The sequence below is a fragment of the Paracoccus albicereus genome, from assembly GCF_024359525.1.
In the GTDB taxonomy this organism is placed as follows: domain Bacteria; phylum Pseudomonadota; class Alphaproteobacteria; order Rhodobacterales; family Rhodobacteraceae; genus Paracoccus; species Paracoccus albicereus.
The window spans coordinates 119,079-138,832 of the sequence record NZ_JAKZEU010000005.1; the positions used below are offsets into that span (position 1 = coordinate 119,079).

Genomic DNA, 19,754 nt, shown 5'->3' on the forward strand with positions numbered 1-19,754 from the left:
ACCTCACCCTTCGGCTGGCGCGTCGGCGTCGGCCTTCTTCCGGCGGGTCCGACGCGGCTTGGCCGCGGGCTCGGCGAGCTCCGATGCGTCAGGCTTCGTCGCAGCCTCATCATCCGCCTTCTTGCGACGGGCACGACGAGGCTTGGGCGCAGGCGCCTCTTCGGACGCGGCTGCCGCATCTTCGGCAGGCTTGGCATCACCCTCGGCCGCATCGTCGGCCTTCTTGCGGCGTGCGCGGCGCGGCTTGGGTTTCGCCTCAGCTTCAGGTGCCGCTGGCTCCAGCGTGTCGGCCGCAGGCTCTGACGCAGCCTTTTCATCGACAGGCTTTTCCGCGATCTCGACGGACGTGTCCTCGGAAGGAGCAGTATCGGCCTTCGCCTTGCGCCGACCACGGCCACGCGCTGGTTTCGGCTCTTCCTGCTTGGGCTGTTCCGCCACCTTCACGTCGGCGGAAGAGCCCGCGTCCTGCGCGGCTTCATCTTCATCGGCCCCCGTCACGGTCGAGGGACGGAAGCTCGCGCGCATGAATTCCGGCACATGGTCACCCATCCCGACGACGCGCTCGCGCCCGCCATCACGGCCATTGTCACGGCCACCGTCGCGACGATCACGACCGCCGCGACCGCGATCCCGCTCACCGCGCTCGCGTCGGTCCTGCCCACGCTCGCCGCGATCACGGTTGCCCCGCCCTTCGTCACGACCGCTCTCGCGATCGTCACGCGGCGCTCCCTCATCGCGCCGGCTCTCGCCCGCTTCCTCTCGCGCAGGCTGCTGCGCGGCAGGCTGTTCCGCTTTTTCCTGACGCGCATCCTGCGTTTCGTTGTCTGCCCGCTCCTCGCGCCGGCCACCGCGGCCGCGTCCACGCCGTTCGTCGCGGCCACCACGACCCCGGCGTCCGTCGCCACGGTCATCGCCGCGATCGCCGCCGCCCTCGCTGGGCGAGAAACCTTCGGGCAGGTCCGCACGCGGTAGCGCCTGTTTCAGCAGGCTTTCGATCGCCTGCAGGTATTTCTCGTCCGCTGGCGTGGCCAGGCTGAAAGCCGTGCCCTGCCGTCCCGCGCGACCGGTCCGGCCGATCCGGTGAACGTAATCCTCGGCGTGGCTCGGCAGGTCGAAGTTGAAGACATGGCTCACCGCCGGGATGTCGAGCCCACGCGCCGCCACGTCCGAGGCGATCAGCAGCTTCAGCGTTCCTTCGCGAAAGCCTTCCAGCGTGCGCGTGCGCTGCGACTGATCCAGATCTCCATGGATCGGCGCTGCATCGAAACCGTGCTTCTTCAGCGACTTGGCGACGATATCGACTTCCGTCTTGCGGTTGCAGAAGATGATCGCGTTTTTCAGCGCGTCGCCTTCGGCGTTGATCAGGGCGCGCAGCAATTCGCGCTTCTGCTTGGCGCTCTGGTCACGGCGGGCGGGCCGGATCTCGATCAGCTTCTGGGTGATCGTCTCACTGGCGGTGGCCTGACGCGCGACCTCGATCCGCTCTGGCGAGTGCAGGAAGGTGTTCGTGATGCGCTCGATCTCGGGCGCCATCGTCGCGCTGAAGAACAAGGTCTGGCGGGTAAAGGGCGTCAATTGGAAGATGCGCTCGATATCCGGGATGAAGCCCATGTCGAGCATCCGGTCGGCTTCGTCCACGACCATGATCTGTACGCCGGTCAACAGAAGCTTGCCCCGTTCGAAATGGTCAAGCAGCCGGCCCGGGGTTGCGATCAGCACGTCGACGCCGCGATCGATCAGCTTGTCCTGCTCGCCAAAGCTGACGCCGCCGATCAGCAGAGCCTTGGTCAGCTTGGTGTGCTTCGCGTAGGTGTCGAAGTTTTCGGCCACCTGCGCGGCCAGTTCGCGCGTCGGGCACAGCACCAGACTGCGCGGCATCCGCGCGCGGGCGCGTCCGCGCCCCAGCAGCGTGATCATCGGCAGCGTGAAGCTGGCGGTCTTGCCGGTGCCGGTCTGCGCAATACCCAGTACGTCGCGACCTTCCAGCGCATGGGGGATCGCACCCGCCTGGATCGGTGTCGGGTTTTCATATCCCGCTTCCGCGATGGCTTTCAGGACCTTCGGGTCCAGTTTCAGGTCGGAGAATTTCGTCATTCGGGGCTTTCTTGATGCCTGCGCCGTGTCTGGCGCGATGGTCCCTGCCGTGACCCCGTCGATCGGTGTCGTGCCGGCGATCATGGGACGCATCTCGCACGCCCCGCCTTTGCCTGCCGGATGCAGGCATGCGCGACCTAGACGAAAGTGGTGCTCTCGTCAAGATTTCCCGGATTTCCGTTGCGGTTCCGGGGCATGATGGAACCAGCCCGCTGCGCGGGCGGTTGGCAGGCAACGACAGGACGGGGACAGATCGACACATGGCAACAGAAGCACTGGGCGGCCTGAGCCCGATCGAGGCGTTCGCCTGCGTGGGCGTCGCGGGCGTCGGCGCCCAGTGGCTTGCATGGCGGTTCAGGCTGCCAGCGATCGTCCTGATGCTAGCCGCCGGTCTGATCCTGGGCCCCGTCACAGGTATCTTCATTCCCAGCCGGGATATCGGCGCCCTCGTGCCGCCGATGATCTCCCTCGCCGTTGCAGTCATCCTGTTTGAGGGCGGGCTGACGCTGAGCTTCAAGAGACTGGCGGATGCGCGTCCGGCCGTCCGGCGTCTGGTCTATGTCGGGGCGCCGATGGGATGGGCGCTGTCCTCCTTGGTGCTGCATTACGGCGCCGGGCTCGGATGGGAATCGTCTCTCGTCTTCGGCGGGATCATGATCGTGACCGGCCCTACCGTCATCGGGCCGCTTCTGCGGCAAGCCAAGTTGACCTCGCGCCCGGCGCAGACCCTGCAATGGGAAGGCATCGTCAACGACCCGATCGGCGCGATGGTCGCGGTTCTTGCGATGGTCGGCGTGACGGTCTGGCACAGCGATCTGGCCATCGGGCGCGCGTTGGCCGAATTCGGCCTCGGGCTGGGTTTCGCAGCCGCACTTGGCGTGGCTGGCGGCGTCCTGCTGGTTCGGGTGTTCCGGCGCAACTGGGTCCCCGAATACATGAAGGTGCCGCTGCTGTTCGTGTCGGTCCTGGCGGTCTTCGCCGTCTCAGATTCGATCCTGCATGAAAGCGGCCTGCTGGCCGTGACGATCATGGGGCTGGTGATCGCGAATGCCGACCTGCCCAGCTATTACGAGATGCATCGGTTCAAGGAACACGCGACGATCCTGCTGGTGTCGGGTGTATTCATCCTGCTGGCGGCGGGGATCGAATTCGACACGCTCGCCCGCCTCGACTGGGCCCGCACGACCCTGTTCGTGGTTCTTGTGGTCTGCGTGGCGCGACCGCTGACGGTGCTGATCTCGCTGATCGGCACGAATCTCAGTTGGAACGAAAAGATCCTGATCGCGCTGACCGGGCCGCGCGGCGTGGTGCTGGTCGCGGTCGCGGGCATCTTCGCCGAGCGGCTGGTCGAAAACGGCATCGCGGACGGTGAACAGATCGCGCCCCTGGCCTTCGTGCTGGTGCTGGCCACGGTGTTGCTGCACGGCTTCACATTGAAACCGCTGGCCAGCAAGCTTGGCCTGACATCGGGCGAGAAGCCGGCGCTGCTGATCGTGGGCGGCTCGCAATTCTCGACCGGGCTGGCCGCGGCGCTGCAGCGGGCCGAGGTCAATGTGCTAATCACCGATTCGAACCGCGACCATCTGCGCGGCGCACGGGCCGACGGGCTGCCCACATTCTACGGCGACATCCTGGGCGAAGCGGCCGAAAACAACGTGGAGTTTCTCGCCTTCGGCGCCATCCTCGCTGCGTCGGACAACGACGCCTACAACACGCTCGTCGCTTCGGACCTGGGACCGGAATTCGGCCGCGACTCGATCTGGCAGGTCGCGCGCCACAAGGAGGATCGCGCCCGACACGCCCTTCCCAGCCAGCTTGGCGGTCAGCCCATCGCCGGCAATCGGACGCTTGCGCAGTATCTGGACATGCTGGCCGAGGGCTGGGCCTTTCGCACCACGCGCCTGACCGAGGAATACACGCTTGAGGATTGGCACGAAGCACGTCCCGGCGCCGTCCCGCTGGTGATCGTGGACCCCGACGGCGAAGGTCTACGCATGGTCGCCCCCGATGATGAGTTCGAGTTCGTGCCGGGCATGCGCATCGTCTCGCTTCTGCCGCCCGATCTGGTCGAGCGCATCAGCAACGAGGCAGAGGCGAAGAAGACCGAGGATCAGAAGGAAAAGGCCCGCGATCAGGCTGAGGCGGTGCGCAAGAACAACGGCGAGGCCGACTACCAGACATGAGCCTGCCCTGCCCGCGCGGTTGACCTTTCCGCCTGCGAAGCGCTAGTGCGGCACATCAGCAGGAATGATGTGATGAACCTCTTCAACGATATCCGCGCGCGGGTGATCGACGCGCTTGATGCGATGGTGGCGGCGGGCGATCTGCCGCAGGGACTGGATTTCGCGAACGTGACGGTCGAGCCGCCGCGCGATCCCGCGCATGGCGATATGGCGACCAACGCCGCGATGGTGCTGGCCAAGCCCGCCGGCATGAAACCGCGCGACATTGCCGAGAAACTGGCGGCACGGTTGACCGATGGTCCCATAGCCAGCGTCGAAGTCGCGGGCCCGGGCTTCCTGAACCTGCGCCTTGCGCCCGGCATCTGGCAGGACCAGGTTCGCGCGGCGCTGGACGGAGGGGAGGATTTCGGCCGCAGCACCTATGGTGCCGGTCAGAAGGTCAACGTCGAATTCGTCAGCGCCAACCCCACCGGCCCGATGCATGTGGGCCATCTGCGTGGCGCGGTCTTCGGCGATGCGCTGGCGAGCCTGCTGGGCTTCTCGGGGCACGACGTCACCCGCGAATATTACGTGAACGATGGTGGCGCGCAGGTCGATGTGCTGGCGCGGTCCGCCTATGAACGCTACCGCGAGGCCAACGGGCTGGAACCGCAGATCGCCGAGGGGCTTTATCCGGGCGACTACCTGATCCCCGTGGGCGAGGCGTTGAAGGCGCGCTACGGCGACAGCCTCATCGACAAGCCGGAAGAGGAATGGCTGGTCGAGATCCGCGACTTCGCCACCGCGCAGATGATGGACCTGATCCGGGGTGATCTGGCCCTGCTGGGCATCTCGATGGACATCTTTTCCAGCGAGCGTGCGCTATATGGCACCGGCCGGATCGAGGCCGCCATCGAACGCCTGCGCAGCGCCGGCCTGATCTATCGCGGCACGCTCGAGCCGCCGAAGGGCAAGCTTCCCGAAGATTGGGAGGCCCGCGAACAGACGCTGTTCAAGTCGTCGGAATTCGGCGACGACGTCGATCGTCCGATCCAGAAATCGGACGGTGCCTGGACCTATTTCGCGCCTGACATCGCCTACCACTGGGACAAGATCGACCGCGGCTTCGATCAGCTGATCGATATCTTCGGCGCCGATCACGGTGGCTACGTCAAGCGGATGAACGCGGCGGTCAAGGCGCTGTCCAACGGCCGCGTGCCCCTGGACGTCAAGCTGATCCAATTGGTGAAGCTGTTCAAGAACGGCGAGCCGTTCAAGATGTCCAAGCGGGCCGGCACCTTCGTCACGCTGCGCGATGTCGTCGAACAGGCCGGCGCCGACGTGACCCGCTTCCACATGCTGACGCGCAAGAATGACGCGCCGCTGGACTTCGACTTCGCCAAGGTGCTGGAACAGTCCAAGGACAACCCGGTCTGGTACGTCCAGTATGCCAGTGCGCGTGTGCATTCGGTCTTGCGCCGGGCCGCCGAACTGGGCGTCGATGTCTCGGACGCGGCATTGGCCAAGGCGGATCTGTCAAAGCTCGATCACCCGGCCGAACTGGAATTGATCCGCAAGGTGGCAGAATGGCCACGCCAGGTCGAACACGCCGCCCGCGCACACGAACCGCATCGCGTGGCTTTCTATCTCTACGATCTGGCATCGAGCCTGCATTCCCTGTGGAACCGGGGCAACGACGAAACCGGGCTGCGCTTTGTCCAGGATGGCGATTTGGACACAACGGCATCGAAAATCGCCCTGGCGCGATCCGTCGGCGTTGTCATTTCGTCCGGTCTGGGTATCCTCGGCGTCACTCCTGCGGAAGAAATGCGCTGAAAATACAGCGCCTCCGCAGGCGGAACGAGCAGTCAACACAATGCCGGAACTGAACCGGCGGGGCAGGCAGAGATGGCAGTGATGGATTTCCGCGATGGCGGATTCGGCTTCACGCGTTCGCGGCAGCGGGCGCGGCGGAACGAGGATTTCGAACAGTTCGGCTGGGATGAGCAGGACGCGGAAGACGCGCCGCGGGACCATCGTCGATTCGCGGCCAATCCGTCCGTCGAGGATCTTCCCTCACGGTTGGGACGGCTGACGCATTACCTTGGCGCGGTCCTCTCGGTCGGTCTGATGGTCGGACTGCTGGGTTGGGGATGGCAGCTGGTGATGCGCGACGTTTCGGGCGTGCCGGTCATCGCGGCGCTGCAGGGCGAAGCTCGGACCTCGCCCGAGGAACCCGGCGGGGAGCTGACCGGTCATACTGGATTGGCCGTCAACGATGTCGCGGAAGGGGTAGCACGGACACCCGCCGATGAAGTCGCGATCGCCCCTGAAACGACCGGACTGGACGACAGCGATGTGGCGATGGGCGCACTGGGCGCAACCGCACGCGAACCGCTGGTCGACAGCGAAACACCGCTGAACTTCGAGGGCGCGCCCGAGATCGCGATGACGAATGCGCAGCTGGCCGCAGCCGAGGAGGCTCGCGCCGCAGCCGAAGCCGCGGCCCTCGCGGTCGAGGCAGCGCAGGTCAGCGATGCACCGGCCGCCGAAGGCGCCGTGACATCCGCCGTGACCGACGAGAACGGCCAGATCGCCGAACCCGACGCGATCAACGAGGCGCTGGCGCAGGCGCAGCGTCCGATCGCCGCCCCTGAAGCAGACACGGTCGCAACCGGCAGCGTGCAGGTTTCCGCCCGTCCGGCGCCGCGTCCGCGCCGCGCTGCCGTCGCAGCACCGGTGCAGACCGTCAGCGCAACGCCCGCGCCTGCCGCAGCGTCCCGTCCCGCATCGCGCGACCAAGCCGTGGCGCCTGCCGCGCCGGCGCCCGCCCCCGCTCCGGTCCAGACCGCGTCCGCCTCGGGTGGACCGCAGGTCCAGATTGGCGCCTTTGACAGCGATGCCATCGCCGCCAGCGAATGGGGCCGCGTCTCTGGCAAGCATGGCAGCCTGTTTTCCGGCAAGGGCCAGGTGATCCAGAAGCACGAATCGAACGGCCGCACCTTCTGGCGCCTGCGCGTCGCCGGCTTCGGCTCGCGCGACGAGGCACGTCAGTTCTGCAAGGCTCTGATCGACGCCGGCACCGACTGCATCCCCGCGGGCCAGTAAGGCGCGCGGATGGCCCCCAATGCGACCATTCTCGGCGGCATCGCCGGACTGACCCTCGAACCGGCCGAGCGGGACTTCTTCCGCTCGGCCGATCCGTTCGGCTTCATTCTGTTCGCCCGCAATATCGAGACGCCGGATCAGGTCCGTCGCCTGACCGCCGATCTGCGCGATGCGGTGGGGCGCGATGCGATCATCACCGTCGATCAGGAAGGCGGTCGGGTGCAGCGCCTGCGCGGGCCGCACTGGACCGAATGGGCCGCGCCGCTGGATCAGGCCTGGGCGGGCACGCGTGCGATGTGGCTGCGCTATCACCTGATCGGGCAGGAACTGCGTGCGATCGGGATCGACAGCGATTGCGCGCCCACGCTGGACGTGGCGCAGGATGAAACGCACCCGTTTCTGCGCAACCGCTGCTTCGGCACCGATCCGTCCGAGGTCGCGCGCCTCGGTCGCGCCTGCGCCAACGGGCTGCTCGATGCCGGTGTCCTGCCGGTGATGAAGCACATGCCGGGCCATGGCCGCGCGGTGGCCGACAGCCACCACGACCTGCCCCGGATCGGCGTATCGCTGGACGATCTGGATGCCTGCGACTTCGCCCCTTTCCGGGCGCTGAACGATCTGCCGATGGGCATGACCGGCCATATGCGTCTGGATGTTGTCAGCGATCGCGCCGCCACGGCCTCACCCGAGACGATCGCGGTGATCCGCGACCGGATCGGTTTCGACGGTCTTCTGATGACCGATGACATCACGATGAAGGCCCTGTCAGGGACCGAGGCCGAGCGCGCTGCCGCCGCCATTGCCGCGGGATGCGATCTGGCCCTTCACTGCAACGGCGACGTTGCCGCGATGGAGCCTGTCGTCGCCGCCGCCGGCGCGATGACGGCCGACGCACAGCGCCGCGCAGACGCCGCGCTGGCCTTGCGAAAGCCGCCCGCACCTTACGATCGGGCGGCCCTTGTCCGCGAGTTCATGGCGTTGACCGGGGTCGCGGTCTAGCCGCCCTTCCCTACGCTCCCCAGGTCCGTTCCAGCACCGAGATCCAGTTCTCGGCCGCGATCTTGCGCACCAGCGTCTCGCCATAGCCATGCGCCCGCATCGCATCCAGGAAATCCGGCAGCCGCGAGGGGTCTTCCAGATCCGTCGGGACCAGCGCCCCGTCATAGTCCGAACCAAGCGCGACCCCATCCTCGCCCAGCTTTTCCAACAGATGGTCAAGATGGCGCAGCAGCGGATCATATCCGTCGAACGTCTGCCGCCGGCCATCCTCGCGCAGGAAGCTGACGGCGTAGTTCAAACCGACGAGGCCGCCCGAATCGCGGATCAGGCCAAGCTGCCGGTCGGTCAGGTTGCGCGCGCTTTCGCTGATCGCGTGGACGCAGGAATGGCTGGCGACCAGCGGCGCATCCGACAGGCGCGCGACATCGTTGAACCCTTTCTCGTTCAGATGCGACAGGTCCAGCATGATCCGCAGCGCGTTGCATTCGCGGACCAGATCGTGCCCGGCCGGCGTCAGCCCCTCGCCCGTGTCGGGACTGGACGGGAAAGCGAAAGGCACGCCGTGCCCGTACGCCGTCGGCCGCGACCAGACCGGCCCCAGCGAACGCAGCCCGGCACCGTGCCACAGGTGCAGCGCATCCATGTCGGTGATCGCCTCGGCGCCTTCCATGTGCAGGATCGCGGCGATCTTGCCCTCGTCAATCGCGGCGCGGATATCGGCGGCGCTCCGCACGATCCGGACGGTGCCCGTCCGCTCCATCGCGACCAGCTTGCTGGCCTGTGCGAAGGCATGGCCCACCGCCTCGGCCACGTCGGCAGCATCGGGCAGCGGCATCGCGAAGGGCGGGTTCTGCATGATCTCGACGGCGCGGCCATCGTTCAGCCCCTCGGGCATCGGCACCCAGATGGCGAAGAAGCCGCCAACCATTCCGCCCGCCTGCATCCGCGGCAGATCAAGATGCCCGGTTCCGTCGCCGTTCAACCACAGGTCGGATGCGTTCGGTCCGGCCGCCACCATCCGCTGCAGGAAATCGTTATGTCCGTCGAAGACCGGGATCATCGTTCGCTCCTTCTTGCTCGGCGGCGACCCTGCACCCGTCGCGCGACGGCTTCAATGCCGCTTTGCAGGACCGGCCCTTTCGCCTTACCCTTGACCCAGGGCCAGCCAGGGAGGACCGCGCCATGCCTGACATCCGCCAAGATTTCGACGGCCAGACCGTGATCTGCACCTTCGAGGTGACGCCCGGATCAGCGCAGGACGTGGTCGATCTGCTGCAAGATGCTTGGTCGACCGTGATCAGCCGGCAACCGGGCTTCATCGCGGGCGCCGTGCATCTGAACGACGCGCAGACGCGCGTCTGCACCTATTCGCAATGGCGCGATCGCAAGGATTATCAGGCCATGCTCCGCACCCCCGAGATGAGAGAGCGCAACCGCGTCATCCACGGCATGTGCAAGAGCTTCGAGCCAGTCATGTACGAGGTTCAGGCGGTGTTCTGATCGCGCAATTCTCCGTGCAATCAGGATCTTTGCCACTTATGCTGCACTGCGGAAACTGCTGACAGGGGATCTGCCGTGGCCGGACGCATCATCACCATCGCCCAGCAGAAGGGCGGCTCGGGCAAGACCACGATCGCGGTGAACCTTGCCATCGCATTGCGTCAGCGTGGCTTTTCCGTGGCGTTGGTCGACACCGACCCACAGGGCAGCATGGGCCGCTGGTTCATGGAACGGATGGAGCGGACCGGCGAGGATGAGGAACTGGAATTTTCCACCTCGTCGGCCTGGGGTGCCAGCTACGAATCAGAAAAGCTGAAGAAGCGGTTCGATTTCGTGCTGATCGACACTCCCCCCAAGATCGACAGCGACCTGCGACCCGCCTTGCGCGTGGCCGATCTGGTCGTGGTGCCCGTGTCAGCCAGCCATGTCGATCTGTGGGCGACCGAGGGTGTGCTTGATCTGGCGCGGCGCGAAAAGGCCGACGTGCTGGTGGTGATGAACCGCACCCGGCAGGGCACACGGCTTGGCGCCGAAATCGCGGGCAGCGCCGCCGATCTGGGCGCGGCCGTCGCCACGGCAGAGCTGTCGAACCGCGTGGCCTTTGCCGAGATGCTGGGCCAAGGTCTAGGCGTCGCCGAACGCCGCGCCTCGCCCGCAAGAACCGAGATCGACGCCCTGACGGATGAGGTTCTGGCCCGCTTCGATTGAACGGGTGGGAACACCTGTGGGCCTGACGGGTTCACCCTTCAGCAAATGCGGGAGGATGAACCATGCGCCAGTTTCTTCTGACGACCTGTCTGATTGCCGCCCCGGCCCTAGCCGGTGCGCAGGAAGCCACGGAGGCGCCGCGCGTCGGCATCACCCCCGAAATGTCCGAAGTCACGGTCGAGACCACGCGCGGCCCCGTTACGATCACTCGCGAACAGACCGAAGGTGCCAAGCTTGAGGGCGAATGGGCGGTGGTCAATCGCGACTGTCCACCCTTCTGCATCCAGCCGCACGAGCCCGCACCCGGCGTCGAGACGATCGGAGAACTGGAGTTGCTCGACGCGCTGGAATCGGGCGACGCGATTGTCGTGGATTCACGCACCTCGGACTGGTTCGCGACCGGCACCATCCCCGGCGCGATCAACATCCCCTATCTGCAAGCGGTCGAGATGCTGGGCGAGTTGGGCTGCGACCCGGATTTCGACGGCCAATTCGATTGCACCAATGCAGAGCGGGTGATCCTGTTCTGCAACGGGTTGTGGTGCGGTCAATCACCCACCGCGATCCGCGCGATGATCGAGGCCGGCTTTCCGGCCGAAAACATCCGCTACTATCGCGGCGGGATGCAGACCTGGCGGCTTCTGGGGCTGACCGTGTCGGGCGGCGATGCCGCGGTTCCCGATGTGACGATGGCTGAGGAAGCCGCAGCCGCCACTAATGCCGATGCGACGATGGATGAGAATCCGGTCGTCGAAGGCACCGCTGAAGAGGCCGCCGAAACCGAAGCTGCGCCCGTTCAGGAGGATACGCCGGACCCCGCGGCCGAGGCGGAAGCGGCCGCCGATGTCGAGGCGGCCACGCAGGATGAGGCAGAGGCGAACCCGTATCGCGACGCCGCCGACGCGATCGAGGATGCGGCCGGCGCGGCGCTTGACGATGCAGGCGCTGCGGCATCTGGCGCGCTGGACCGCGCGCAACGATCACTCGACGCGCTGACCCAGCCGGAGCCCGAAGCGGAAACCGTCCCGACCAACTGATCTCGGCTTCAGCGATCCTGCATTGGCCGGGTCGCTGCCTCCAGCCATTCACGGTCCGCACCCTCAAGGCGCGGACCGATCTTCGCCAGAACGTCGGCGTGGTAGGCGTCGAGCCAGCCACGCTCATCGCGGGACAATGCCTCCGCGTCTACCAGTCGGCGGTCGATCGGACAGAAGGTCAGCGTCTCGAAGCCCAGCATCTCGCGGCCGGCTTCCGCCTCGACCCGCTGAACGACGATCAGGTTCTCGATGCGGATGCCGAATGCGCCCTCGCGGTAATAGCCCGGCTCGTTCGACAGGATCATCCCCGCCTCAAGCGCCATGTCGCTGACCCGGCTGATGCGCACCGGGCCTTCATGGACGCACAAGGCCGCGCCGACGCCGTGGCCGGTGCCGTGGTCGTAATCCAACCCTTCGGCCCACAGGAACTGCCGCGCCAGCGCGTCCAGATGCGCACCCGCGACCCCTTTCGGAAATCGCGCGCGGCTGATCGCGATCATCCCCCGAAGAACGGCGGTGAACGGGCCACGCACTTCCTGAGGCGCAGAGCCCATGTCGACCGTGCGGGTGATGTCGGTGGTGCCGTCCGGATACTGCCCGCCGGAATCGAGCAGAAGCAGCTCATCCGCCGACAGCGCGCGGTTGCTGGCGCGGTTGACCCGGTAATGCACGATCGCGCCATTCGGCCCCGACCCGCAGATCGTGTCGAAGCTGATGTCGGTGACCCCTGCCTCGGCCCGAAAGCTTTCCAGCTTCTCGACCACATCGATCTCGGTCAGGCCGTCCGGGCCATGCCGGTCCAGCCAGGCCAGCAGTCGAACCATCGCCGCCCCGTCGCGCAGATGCGCCTCGCGCATCCCGTCCAGTTCCGCGTCGTTCTTGCGCGCCTTGGGCAAAATCGCCGGGTCCGGCCCGCGCGCGATGGTCGTGCCCGCATCCTCCAGCAACCGAAACGCCTGTTCCGGTGCGGTCTGCGGGTCCAGCCGAACCGGCCCCGCCATCTCGCTCAGCGCGGCGGTCAGCGCATGGGGCTGCAGGATCGTCACCGCGTTGCCCAGATGCGCGCGCACCTGATCGTCGAACTTCGCCGGATCGGCGAACAGCGCCACATGGCCGTCCGCGTCGAGGATCGCAAAACCCTGCACCACCGGATTGCGCGGCAGATCGGCGCCGCGGATGTTCAGCAGCCAGGAAATCGAATCGGGAAGCGAGATCAGCGCTGCGGCCTGATCGGCTTCGCGCAGATCGGCCGCCAGGCGCGCTCGCTTGTCCGCTGACGTCTCACCCGCGATTGTGTCGTCATGGATGCGCGCGGCCCCTACCGGCGGCGCGGGTCGATCGGTCCAGATCGCGTCGATCGGATTTTCCTCGATCGGAACGGGCTCGATCCCGCTACCGGACAGGCCGCTTTCAAGTGTCTCGATCTCGCGCCGTGTGTGCAGCCAGGGTTCGAAGCCGACGCTGCCGCCGCCCGGCAGCGCGTCCTTCAGCCAGTCGGCGGGCCGAGTTTCGGGCCAGTGAACGGGCGTGAAGTGCTCGCCATCGATCTCGGCCCGGACCTGGACGCGATAGCGGCCGTCGATGAACACCCCGGCGCGGTCCTGCGTGATGATCGCGAAACCGGCGCTGCCGGTGAACCCTGTCAGCCAGGCCAGCCGCGCATCGGCGTCGGCCACGTATTCGCCTTGATGCGCGTCGGCGCGCGGCACGATGAACGCGTCGAGCCCCGCCGCCTCCAGCCGCGCGCGAAGGCCGCGCAGCCGCGCCGCGTGATCGCCCCCGGCACCCGCCTGATCGAAATCCTGAAATCCGCTCACAGCGTGATCGTCTCCATCACCTCGGGCGTCAGGACATCGACGCCGGGCAGGCCCTCGACCAGGGCGTCGGCCGATTGCTCCAGCAGCGGGAAAGTCTTGTAATGACAGGGGATCACGGTCTTGAAATCAAAATACTTCCTTGCAGCCCAGGCCGCACGTTTCATGTCCATGGTGAAATGCCCGCCGGCGCACAGGATGCCGATATCGGGCTGATGCAACTCGCCCATCCATTCCATGTCGGCCATGATGTCGGTGTCGCCCGACACATAGATCACGTGCCCCTCGCCCGCGATCATGTAGCCTGATTCGTGACCCGCATAGACAGGCCCGTCGCTCCCCTCGATGGACGAGGAATGAGTCGCGTTCACCATCGTGACCTTCGCACCGCCCAGATCGACGGTGCCGCCCTTGTTGAAGCCCGTGACCTCGATCCCCTCGCGCTTTTCCCAGGCCGAAGTCAGATCGAAGATCCCCACGACAGGTATTCCGAGTTCCTTGGCGATCGACAGCACGTCACCCGAATGATCGCCATGTCCGTGGGTCAGAAGGATATGGGTCGCATCCTTGATCGCCTCGTCCCGGCGCCCGTCGGGGAAGGTCGGATTGCCGCTGATCCAGGGGTCGATCAGGAGGACCGCATCCTCGATCTCCAGCCGGAATCCTGCATGGCCAAGCCAGGTCAGTTTCATCGCATTCTCCTTTGACGTTGTCCGGACCCTAGCGCTGCGATCCGGAGGGCGAAAGGCCCTCAGGCCGGCGCGGCGTCGTCCAGCCGCAGGCGGACCCGCGCGCGACCGTTCCACGTGGACAGCTCCAACTTTCCGGCCAAGTGGAACCGCCGACCCCGCGCGCCGACCAGTTCCGGCCCCAGCGGACCGGCCATCGCGTTCCAGCCGACCGCCTCCATCGCCGGACCGCCAGGGGCACGGAATTGCAGTCGCAGATGCCCGTCGCCCATCTGGCCCGCGCTGTCGATCAGGTGATCCGCAAAGGCAAAGCGCGGCGCGGGCGCGGCCTGCCCGAACGGTCCCGCATCCTCGATCTGCCGCATCAGTTCGGGCGTGGCCGCCGCGCCCTCGATCAACCCCGACAATCGCAGGTCGGCACTGCCCTGCCGCGTCTGCAACTGCGGCGCCAGCAATTCGGCCAGCCGCGCCATGGCAGGCTCGATCCGCGACTCCTCGACCGTCAGACCAGCCGCCATCGCGTGACCGCCGCCTTTCAGAAGCCAGCCTTCGTCGGCCAGGCGGTGGATCGCGTGGCCCAGATCGACGCCCGGCACCGATCGGGCGCTGCCCTTGCCGATCCCGCCTTCCACGCCGATCACGACAGACGGCAGGCCCGTCGCCTCCTTCAGCCGAGCCGCGACGATGCCGACGACGCCCGGATGCCAGCCCGGTCCCGCCGCCCAGGCCAGGCCCGCCTGACCGCGCGCCTCGGCCTGCGCGATCGCCTCCAGTCGCACCGCAGCCTCGATCCCGCGCCGATCACGGTTCAGCCCGTCCAGCTCGGCCGCAAGCCGCCCCGCCTCGACCGCCTCGGTCGCGGCAAGGCACAGCGCGCCCAGATCGGCGCGACCGACGCGTCCGCCTGCATTGATCCGCGGACCCAGAAGGAAACCCAGATGAAACGCGCTTGGCGGCCCGTCCAGCCGCGCGACATCCGACAGGGCGACGAGGCCAGGCCGTCGGCGGTCGGCCATCACCTGCAGCCCAGTGCGCACGAAGGCGCGGTTGACACCGACCAGCGGTGCCACGTCGGCGACCGTCGCCAGCGCCACCAGATCCAGCATCGGCAACAACGGCGGCTCTGGCAGACCCTGTTCACGCAGGACGCGTCCGGCCTGAACCAGCGTCAGAAAAACCACCCCGGCCGCGCACAAATGGCCCAGGGTGCCATCCTCGTCCTGCCGGTTCGGGTTTACCACCGCCAAGGCGGGCGGCAGCGTCTCGCCGCCCAGATGGTGGTCCAGCACGACCACATCGGCCTTGCCCGCTGCCGCCGCCAGCGCCTCATGGCTCAGCGTGCCGCAATCGACGCAGACGATCAGGTCGTGATCCGCAGCCAATGCGGCGATCGCGGTTGGGTTCGGGCCATAGCCCTCATCGATCCGATCCGGCACATACAGCGTCGCCGCCTTGCCCTGCAGCCGCAGCCAGTCGATCAGCAGCGCGGCCGAGGCGCCGCCATCCACATCGTAATCCGCAAAGATCGCGATCCGCTCGGACCGCGTCACCGCCGCGACCAGCCGTTCCGCCGCAAGCGCCATGTCACGCAGCGAAAGCGGATCGGGCAGCAGATCGCGCAGGCGCGGGTTCAGGTACAGCGCGGCGCCGTCGGGCTCGACCGCTCGTTCGGCCAGCACGCGGGCGACAGCCAGCGGCAGCGACGCGGCCTGCGCCAACCCTTCGGCGCGCCGTTCCAGTGCCGTGTCCGGGCCGATCCAGCGCCGCCCGGTCAGCGAGCGTTCGACGCCCAGAAATGCCGCCATGCGTGTCTCATCCGTCCAGAAATATCCCGGGGAGTCCCGCAGGGACGGGGCAGAGCCCCTTATTTCACCGGGTTGCGATAGATCATCCTGCGGACCGAACCTGTCTTTGACCGCATCAGGATCGTCTCTGTCGTCAGGTAGCCGGGCTCGCGCTTCACCCCTGCCACGATCGAGCCGTTGGTGACGCCGGTCGCGGCGAAAATCACGTCCGCCGTCACCAGATCATCGCGCGCATAGATGCGGTCCAGATCGGTGATGCCGGCCTTTTCGGCGCGGCCCTTTTCGTCGTCATTGCGAAACAGCAGCCGGCCCCACATCTGACCGCCCATGCATTTCAGCGCGGACGCGGCCAGAACGCCCTCGGGCGCGCCGCCAGACCCCATATACATGTCAATCCCGGTCAATTCGGCCTCGGCGCAATGGATCACGCCTGCGACGTCGCCATCGGTGATCAACCGGATCGCGGCACCGGTCTCGCGCACCTCGGTGATCATCGCCTCGTGACGCTCGCGCTCCAGAATGCAGACGGTGATGTCGCTTTCCTTGCAACCGCGTGCGGCGGCCAGTGCGCGCACGCGTTCAGCCGGTGCCATGTCCAGGCTGACGACATCGGTGGCGTAGCCCGGACCGATCGCCAGCTTGTCCATGTAGACGTCGGGCGCGTGCAACAGCGTCCCACGCGGGGCCATCGCGATCACGGTCAGCGCGTTCGGCATGTCCTTGGCGGTCAGCGTGGTGCCTTCCAGCGGGTCCAGCGCGATATCCACCTCGGGCCCCTGCCCGCTGCCGACCTCTTCGCCGATATACAGCATCGGCGCCTCGTCGCGCTCGCCCTCTCCGATCACCACGGTGCCCTTGATGTCGAGCATGTTCAGCTGGTCGCGCATCGCGTTGACGGCGGCCTGATCGGCGGCCTTTTCATCGCCGCGCCCGATCAGCAGCGCCGAGGCATGGGCCGCGGCCTCGCTGACGCGGGCAAGGCCCAGGGACAGCATCCGATCGTTGAAATCCGTGGTCTTCCCGTTCATCCGCGCGCGCTCCGATCTGATGTCATGGGCGTGTCTAGGCAGAAGCGCCCGGCACATCAAGCTCCAGCGCCAGCGCGTGGATGCGCGGCACGATGTCGCCCAGCGTGCGATGGACCAGCCGGTGTCGCTCCACCCGGCTCAGTCCCTCGAACGCCTTCGACGCCATGCGGATGCGGAAATGGGTCGAGCCGCCCTCGCGCCAGCCGGCATGGCCGCGATGCTGTTCGCTTTCGTCCACGATCTCCAGTCGCTCGGGGCGCAAATCCGCCAGCTTCGTCTGCATCTCGTCTTCGATCATCCTTGGCCCCTTCCTTCTGCCCCCAAAACACCTAAACTCCGTGTCCCGAGTCGCAAAGGGCCCTTCGCATGACCAACAACGACCCGTTCGGATTCGACCTCTCGGTTGCCAAGGACAAGAAACGCCGCTCCAAGGGCAGGCGCGGAATGTCTGGCGCGTTCGAGACCTCGACCCGGATCTGCGACAAGGAAGGCTGTGACGAGCCGGGTCAGTACCGGGCGCCGAAAAGCCCCAGAAATCTCGATGATTACTACTGGTTCTGCAAGGATCACGTGCGCGAGTACAACCTGAACTGGAACTACTTCCAAGGTCAGTCCGAAGCCGAGTTTCAAGAGTTTCTGGACAACGCGACGGTCTGGGAACGGCCGACCAAACCTTTCGGCAAGGCCACCCAGGAACAGGCCTGGGCGCGCCACGGCGTCAGTGACCCGCACGAGATTCTGGGCGCGAATGGCACCAACCCCGAAGCGCGCGCCCGCGTCAGCCGCAAGCTGCCCCCGAACGAACGCAAGGCGCTGGAAATCCTGGAAGCCAGGGACGGCTGGACGCGGACCGAAATCCGAAAGCAGTACAAGTCCTTGGTCAAGGATCTTCACCCCGACATGAACGGCGGCGACCGCTCGGATGAGGATCGGCTGTCGGAAGTCGTCTGGGCCTGGGATCAGGTCAAGGACAGCCGCTACTTCCGCGACTGAACGATCAGCGGTGCTTGTTGCGCTGCGCCGCCTGACGTCCGCGTTTGGCAGCCGCGCGGCTGGCGGATGCGGGCTTGGCGGCTGCCTGAGCGGCCGCCTGCGCGCGGGCGGCGGCTTCGGCGCGCACGGTCGATGCGGCCGGCTTGTCCGACTTGCCACCGGCTTTCCCATCGGCCTTGCCGCGCCGGAACAAGGCGGCGATCCGCTGGATCAGGTTCGGTTTCGGCATCGCGTTCCCCCCTTCGCATCGTCGCCCGTCGGCGGATCGAGGCTTAGTCGTCCTCGAACAGATCGCCGTCGATGGCGCCCGTCTCCTCCCCGGTATCCTCCTCCTCCGCGGCGCTAGCAAGGGGGGCCAGCGGACCATCTGGCCGGGATTCAAGCAGTCCTGCGGCGCGAAGCTCGGACAGGCCCGGCAGGTCGCGGGCGCTTTCCAGCCCGAAATGATCCAGAAATCCTTCGGTCACGACGAAGGTCGCCGGGCGACCGGGCGTCTGGCGCCTGCGGCCGACCCGGACCCATCCCATCTCGATCAGTTGATCCAGCGTGCCGCGGCTGACGGCGACGCCGCGGATCTCTTCGATCTCGGCACGGGTGACGGGCTGATGATAGGCGATGATCGCCAGCGTTTCGGTCGCCGCGCGCGACAGGCGCCGCGTCTCCACCGTTTCGGTCTGCATCAGGAAGGACAGGTCCGGTGCGGTCCGGAAGGCCCAACCCTCGCCCACCCGTTCCAGCACGACCCCGCGACCGGAATAGCGGGCGGCCAATGCGCGCACCGCTTCGGCCGGGTCGCAGCCGCGCGGCAGGCGTTCGGCCATCGCGCGCACCGAAAGCGGCTCGGCCGAGGCGAACAGCAGCGCCTCGACCATCCTCTCCTGCGCTTCGAGAGGGGGCGGCGGGAAGGACGAGCCCTGCGTCTCGTCCTCGACCTTGTCCTCTGCGTCCTCCATCGCGCTCAATGCGGTTTGCGCCGGATGGTGATCGGGCTGAACGTGCCGTCCTGCTGCAGTTCCAGCTTGCCCTCACGCGCCAGTTCAAGCGTGGCCGCAAAGGTCGCGGCGGTCGCGGACCGGCGCCGGGCGGGATCGGCGGACCAGCCATCAGGCAGAAAATCGGCCAGATCGGTCCAGTCGCCCGCAAAGCCGATCAGCTTGCGGACCCGATCCAGCGCCTGCTCCATGGTGAAGACGCCATCACGGTCGAAGGCGTAGGGACGGAACTCGTCCTTGGTCTTGACCCGCGCATAGGCACGCATGAGGTCGATCAGCCCGGCCTGATATTCCGTGCGCCTGCTGCGCGCGACGGCTTCGGGCGCGCCGCGCTGGAACCGGCTCTGGCCCAGGCGATCACGGCCCATCAGGCGCGACGCCGCCTGCCGCATCGCCTGCAAGCGCTCCAGTTGGAAAGCAAGGTGCGCGGCCATGTCCTCGGCGCTCGGACCCTCATCCTCGGGATCGGGCGGCAGCAGCAGGCGCGATTTCAGGAAGGCGAGCCAGGCGGCCATCACCAGGTAATCGGCGGCCAGTTCGATCCGCAGCCGCCGCGCCTGCTCGACGAAGGCAAGATATTGTTCGGCGAGCCGCAGGATCGAGATCTTCATCAGATCGACCTTTTGCGTGCGCGACAGCATCAGCAGCAGGTCTAGCGGCCCCTCGAACCCATCGACATCGACGATCAGCGCCTCTTCAGCGCGCCGCGTGGCGACATCGGCCAGCTGGCGCGCGGCATCATCGTCGCGTCCAGGATCGGTGTCCGGGACAGGACGAAGATGGGGAACATCTGCCGGCGGTCTGGTCATGGCGCACCTGCTGATC

17 protein-coding genes and 1 pseudogene are annotated in these 19,754 nt (G+C 66.8%); 8 read left to right on the plus strand and 10 right to left on the minus strand.

The annotated features are described in order from the left end of the window. Positions 1-459 precede the first annotated feature (459 nt). Positions 460-2,094, minus strand: a pseudogene (locus MLD63_RS14295) (DEAD/DEAH box helicase); the annotation flags it as partial. Positions 2,095-2,354: 260 nt separating this feature from the next. On the opposite strand from MLD63_RS14295, the gene MLD63_RS14300 reads away from it, so the two are divergent. The 4 genes from MLD63_RS14300 to MLD63_RS14315 all read left to right on the plus strand — a co-directional run bounded on the left by MLD63_RS14300 (position 2,355) and on the right by MLD63_RS14315 (position 8,363). Beyond that, positions 2,355-4,277: a cation:proton antiporter gene (locus tag MLD63_RS14300; protein ID WP_255330586.1), complete on the plus strand. Its 1,923-nt coding sequence runs from the start codon at positions 2,355-2,357 to the stop codon at positions 4,275-4,277. A 72-nt stretch (positions 4,278-4,349) separates the two neighbouring features. Continuing rightward, positions 4,350-6,092 carry an arginine--tRNA ligase gene (gene argS / locus MLD63_RS14305; RefSeq protein ID WP_255330587.1) on the plus strand — a complete coding sequence of 581 codons (1,743 nt, stop codon included), beginning with the start codon at positions 4,350-4,352 and terminating at the stop codon, positions 6,090-6,092. Between the two features lie 72 nt (positions 6,093-6,164). Then, positions 6,165-7,364, plus strand: a complete 1,200-nt coding sequence (locus MLD63_RS14310; RefSeq protein ID WP_255330588.1) for an SPOR domain-containing protein — start codon at positions 6,165-6,167, stop codon at positions 7,362-7,364. A gap of 9 nt (positions 7,365-7,373) precedes the next feature. Continuing rightward, positions 7,374-8,363, plus strand: coding sequence for a glycoside hydrolase family 3 N-terminal domain-containing protein (locus MLD63_RS14315; protein WP_255330589.1), 990 nt, complete (start codon positions 7,374-7,376; stop codon positions 8,361-8,363). Positions 8,364-8,373: 10 nt separating this feature from the next. Here the strand turns inward: MLD63_RS14315 and MLD63_RS14320 are convergent, their stop codons facing one another. Beyond that, on the minus strand, positions 8,374-9,423 hold the full coding sequence (locus tag MLD63_RS14320; protein ID WP_255330590.1) for a dipeptidase: 1,050 nt from the start codon (positions 9,421-9,423) through the stop codon (positions 8,374-8,376). Between the two features lie 122 nt (positions 9,424-9,545). Here MLD63_RS14320 and MLD63_RS14325 point away from each other — a divergent pair, with 122 nt between their 5' ends. The 3 genes from MLD63_RS14325 (at position 9,546) to MLD63_RS17985 (ending at position 11,608) form a co-directional block, all read left to right on the plus strand. Continuing rightward, entirely contained in the window at positions 9,546-9,863 is a 318-nt protein-coding gene (locus MLD63_RS14325; RefSeq protein ID WP_255330591.1) for an antibiotic biosynthesis monooxygenase family protein, read from the plus strand. Between the two features lie 75 nt (positions 9,864-9,938). Next, a complete protein-coding gene (gene parA / locus MLD63_RS14330; protein WP_255330592.1) occupies positions 9,939-10,571 on the plus strand; it encodes a ParA family partition ATPase in 633 nt (210 codons plus the stop codon). Positions 10,572-10,633: 62 nt separating this feature from the next. Continuing rightward, positions 10,634-11,608 carry a rhodanese-like domain-containing protein gene (locus MLD63_RS17985; protein ID WP_369697008.1) on the plus strand — a complete coding sequence of 325 codons (975 nt, stop codon included), beginning with the start codon at positions 10,634-10,636 and terminating at the stop codon, positions 11,606-11,608. An 8-nt stretch (positions 11,609-11,616) separates the two neighbouring features. Here MLD63_RS17985 and MLD63_RS14340 read toward each other — a convergent pair whose 3' ends face one another. The 5 genes from MLD63_RS14340 to MLD63_RS14360 are packed head-to-tail and all read right to left on the minus strand — an operon-like array spanning position 11,617 to position 17,242. Next, complete coding sequence (locus tag MLD63_RS14340; RefSeq protein WP_255330593.1) at positions 11,617-13,425, minus strand: aminopeptidase P family protein; 1,809 nt, start codon at positions 13,423-13,425, stop codon at positions 11,617-11,619. Then, positions 13,422-14,114 (minus strand): metal-dependent hydrolase, encoded by a 693-nt coding sequence (locus MLD63_RS14345; RefSeq protein ID WP_255330594.1) that lies wholly within the window; start codon positions 14,112-14,114, stop codon positions 13,422-13,424. The genes MLD63_RS14340 and MLD63_RS14345 overlap by 4 nt, the downstream gene beginning before the upstream one ends. A 59-nt stretch (positions 14,115-14,173) precedes the next feature. Beyond that, positions 14,174-15,916, minus strand: a complete 1,743-nt coding sequence (recJ, locus tag MLD63_RS14350) for a single-stranded-DNA-specific exonuclease RecJ (protein ID WP_255330595.1) — start codon at positions 15,914-15,916, stop codon at positions 14,174-14,176. A 59-nt stretch (positions 15,917-15,975) separates the two neighbouring features. Beyond that, positions 15,976-16,944 carry a class II fructose-bisphosphatase gene (gene glpX / locus MLD63_RS14355; RefSeq protein WP_255330596.1) on the minus strand — a complete coding sequence of 323 codons (969 nt, stop codon included), beginning with the start codon at positions 16,942-16,944 and terminating at the stop codon, positions 15,976-15,978. 34 nt (positions 16,945-16,978) lie between these two features. Beyond that, on the minus strand, positions 16,979-17,242 hold the full coding sequence (locus MLD63_RS14360; RefSeq protein WP_255330597.1) for a BolA family protein: 264 nt from the start codon (positions 17,240-17,242) through the stop codon (positions 16,979-16,981). Positions 17,243-17,310: 68 nt separating this feature from the next. Between MLD63_RS14360 and MLD63_RS14365 the strand changes: the two genes are divergently transcribed. Continuing rightward, positions 17,311-17,937 carry a J domain-containing protein gene (locus MLD63_RS14365; protein WP_255330598.1) on the plus strand — a complete coding sequence of 209 codons (627 nt, stop codon included), beginning with the start codon at positions 17,311-17,313 and terminating at the stop codon, positions 17,935-17,937. A gap of 4 nt (positions 17,938-17,941) precedes the next feature. Here the strand turns inward: MLD63_RS14365 and MLD63_RS14370 are convergent, their stop codons facing one another. The 3 genes from MLD63_RS14370 to MLD63_RS14380 are packed head-to-tail and all read right to left on the minus strand — an operon-like array spanning position 17,942 to position 19,738. Next, positions 17,942-18,166, minus strand: coding sequence for a hypothetical protein (locus MLD63_RS14370; protein WP_255330599.1), 225 nt, complete (start codon positions 18,164-18,166; stop codon positions 17,942-17,944). A gap of 43 nt (positions 18,167-18,209) precedes the next feature. Continuing rightward, positions 18,210-18,890, minus strand: a complete 681-nt coding sequence (scpB, locus tag MLD63_RS14375) for an SMC-Scp complex subunit ScpB (RefSeq protein WP_255330600.1) — start codon at positions 18,888-18,890, stop codon at positions 18,210-18,212. Between the two features lie 5 nt (positions 18,891-18,895). Then, positions 18,896-19,738, minus strand: a complete 843-nt coding sequence (locus tag MLD63_RS14380; protein WP_255330601.1) for a segregation and condensation protein A — start codon at positions 19,736-19,738, stop codon at positions 18,896-18,898. Between the last annotated feature and the right edge of the window lie 16 nt (positions 19,739-19,754).